Raw genomic sequence first — 3519 nt, 5'->3', positions numbered from 1 at the left:
TGGGACGCAGAGCGTCCCGGGCTGCATTCCCACGCAGCGCGTGGGAACGATCATCAGGAAGAGAGACATCAAGCATGAGCGACTCCGGCCGCGCCGACGCATTATTAGCAGACCTGCCCCGCGATGGCCGTGGCCGGCTCAAGGTTTTCCTCGGCGCAGCCCCCGGGGTCGGCAAGACCTACGCCATGCTCCAGGCGGCGCACACGCAACTGCGCCAAGGCGTGAAGGTCCTCGCCGGCGTGGTCGAAACCCATGGCCGCGCCGAAACCGAAGCCTTGCTCGGCGGCCTGCCGCAGCAGCCGTTGGTGCGCAGCGAATACCGTGGCGTGCTGCTTGAGGAAATGGACCTCGACGGCATTCTCGCGGCCAAGCCGAAGCTTGTGCTGGTGGATGAACTGGCCCACAGCAACGCCCCCGGCAGTCGTCACGCCAAGCGCTGGCAAGACATTCAGGAACTGCTCGCCGCCGGCATTGACGTGTTCACCACGGTCAACGTCCAGCACCTGGAAAGCCTCAATGATCAGGTGCGCGGCATCACTGGCGTGCAAGTGCGCGAGACCCTGCCGGACTGGGTCCTGCAGGAAGCTTTCGAGCTGCTGCTGATCGACCTGCCGCCGCGCGAATTGCTCGAGCGTCTGCGCGAAGGCAAGGTCTACGTGCCGGAACAGGCCCGCGCTGCGATCGACGCCTTTTTCACCCAGACTAACCTCACCGCACTGCGCGAACTGGCAATGCAGACCGCCGCCGCGCAGGTCGACAACGATCTGGCCCAAGGCTATCGCCAACTCGGCCAGGCCGCGCCGGCGGTGCGCGGGCGTTTGCTGGTCGGCATCGATGGCGATGCGCAGGCCGAACGGCTGGTGCGTCACGCCAGCCGCGTCGCCCAGCGCCGGCATCTGCCGTGGAGTCTGGTGCATGTCGACAACGGCAGCGCCCGTGACGAGCAATCGCGGTTGCGTTTGCAAAGCGCACAGCAACTGGCCGAACGCCTCGGTGGCGAAGTGGTGCTGTTGCGGGCCGGCGAAGTGGCGAAAACCCTGATTCAACACGCCGCCGAACGCCGCGCCAGTCTGTTGCTGGTCGGCCAGTCGCGGCCACGGTTGCGCCGTAGACTGTTCGGCGGTGGTCTGGCGGCGCGCCTGCTGCGTCAGGCTCACGGTCTGGAAATCAACGTGCTCGACAGTGATCACGAGCAGCACCAACCGCGCCCGCGCAATTCAGTCACGCTGGTGTGGTTCGACTACGCGCTGGCGCTGGTCGCGACGTTGTTGGCCACGGCCCTGGCCTGGGCGGTGTCGAGTGTGTTGCCGCTGCCGAACATCTCGCTGGTGTTTCTCGCGGCGGTGTTGCTGGTGGCGGTGCGCAGCAGCCTCGGCCCGGCGCTGGCCTGTGCGGCGTTGTCGTTTCTGACCTACGATTTTCTGTTCATTCCACCGAATTTCTCCTTCAGCATTCAGCGCGAAGAAGACGTGCTGACGCTGCTGTTCTTCCTGTTGATGGCGGCGCTCACCGGCAACCTCGCGGCGCGTCAGCGGCGGCAGTTGCAGGCCTTGCGCGATACCCAGGAAGAAACCAGCGAACTGCTCGACCTGTCCCGCAAACTCACCGCCGCGACCGACCGCCAGGCCGTGATCAGCGCCGCCGCGCAGCACCTCGAAGGCTGGAGCGATGTGCAATTGTGCTTGCTCAACCGCGACGGCCAGGGCGGCTGGAAAGTCGAAACCGGCGGGCCGCTGCAATTCACCGAGGCCGAACGCGCCGCCGCCGATTGGGCCTGGCAACACGATCAACCGGCGGGCAAGGGCACCGGTACCTTGCCGCTGGGGCGTTGGTGGTGGTGGCCGTTGTCGGTGGAGGACGGGCCGCTGGCGTTGCTTGGTGTTTGCGCCAAGGAAGGCCAGAGCTTGAGCGGTCAGCGCCGACGTTTGCTCACTGCGCTGAGCCAGCCGCTGGCGCAAGCCCTGGCCCGCGCGCAATTGGCCGATGACCTCGAAGCGGCGCGTCTGCACGGCGAAACCGAACAATTGCGCAGCGCCTTGCTGGCCTCGGTGTCCCACGATTTGCGCACGCCGCTGACAGCCATGCGCGGCAGCATCGACAGCCTGCTGGCCCTCGGCGAAGCGATTCCGCTGGAGGATCGCCGCGAGCTGCTCGAAGGCACCCGCGATGAGGCCGAACGCCTCGACCGCTACATCCAGAACCTGCTCGACATGACCCGCCTCGGCCACGGCGCCCTGAAGCTGGCGCGCGACTGGGTATCGCCGGCCGATATCGTCGGCAGTTCGCTCAATCGCCTGCGCGCCGTGCTGGCGCCGCTGCAGGTCAGCACCGAAGTGCCGGCCGAGCTGCCACTGCTGTACGTGCACGCGGCGTTGATCGAGCAGGCGCTGGTCAATGTGCTGGAGAACGCCGCGCGCTTTTCCCCCAGCCACGGTCGCCTGCAACTGCGCGCCGGCGCCGATGAGCAGGAGATTTTCTTTGCGGTCAGCGATGAAGGCCCGGGGATCCCTGAAGAGGACCGAGCGAAGATTTTCGACATGTTCTACACCGCCGCGCGCGGTGATCGCGGCGGGCAGGGCACGGGGTTGGGGCTGGCGATCTGTCAGGGCATGGTCGGCGCCCACGGCGGGCGTATTTCCGTGGCTGACGGCATCGACGGGCGCGGCACCTGCATCACCTTGCACCTGCCGTTGCAGGCGCAACCGGGGATGGACGGTGAAGCTTGAAGTCGACTGCGCTACTCTCTTGCCAATCTATTGTGTTGATGTGAATTCATGAGCCAGACCGCGACTATTTTGGTCATCGACGACGAACCGCAGATCCGCAAATTCCTGCGCATCAGCCTCGCTTCACAAGGCTACAAAGTGCTCGAAGCCGGCACCGGCGCTGAAGGCCTGGCGCAAGCTGCGCTGAGCAAACCGGACTTGGTGGTGCTTGATCTCGGCCTGCCGGACATGGACGGTCAGCAGGTCCTGCGCGAACTGCGCGAGTGGGCGACCACGCCAGTGCTGGTGCTGTCGGTGCGCGCCAGTGAAGGGCAGAAGGTCGAAGCGCTGGATGGCGGCGCCAATGACTACGTGACCAAGCCGTTCGGCATTCAGGAATTTCTCGCCCGAGTCCGCGCGTTGTTGCGTCAGGCACCGGCGGGGGAGGCGCAGCCGGCGGCGCTGAGTTTCGGCCCGTTGACCGTGGATCTGGCCTATCGACGCGTGCTGCTCGACGGCGCCGAAGTCGCCCTGACCCGCAAGGAATACGCCGTGCTCGCGCAATTGGCGCGGCATCCGGGGCGGGTGATCACCCAGCAGCAATTGCTCAAGGATATCTGGGGACCGACGCACACCGAGGACAGTCATTACCTGCGCATCGTGGTCGGGCATCTTCGGCAGAAACTGGCGGATGACCCGACCCGGCCACGGTTTATCGTGACTGAGGCGGGGGTGGGGTATCGGTTGTTGAGTTAAGCTGGCTGAGCTGACGCTTTCGCGAGCAGGCTCGCTCCCACAGGGGAATGCATTTCAA

General features: G+C 65.7%; 2 protein-coding genes. Both read left to right on the top strand.

The genetic code is table 11. The annotated features are described in order from the left end of the window. Nucleotides 1-74: 74 nt before the first annotated feature. Nucleotides 75-2726, top strand: a complete 2652-nt coding sequence (locus tag F8N49_RS26525) for a sensor histidine kinase KdpD (protein WP_073472405.1) — start codon at nt 75-77, stop codon at nt 2724-2726. 48 nt (nt 2727-2774) lie between these two features. Further along, nucleotides 2775-3461, top strand: a complete 687-nt coding sequence (locus tag F8N49_RS26520; protein ID WP_136492982.1) for a response regulator — start codon at nt 2775-2777, stop codon at nt 3459-3461. The last annotated feature ends 58 nt before the right edge of the window (nt 3462-3519 follow it).

The sequence above is a fragment of the Pseudomonas sp. GXM4 genome (assembly GCF_008923895.1).
Taxonomy (GTDB): domain Bacteria; phylum Pseudomonadota; class Gammaproteobacteria; order Pseudomonadales; family Pseudomonadaceae; genus Aquipseudomonas; species Aquipseudomonas atacamensis.
This window is presented reverse-complemented; position numbering and strand designations above follow the sequence as displayed.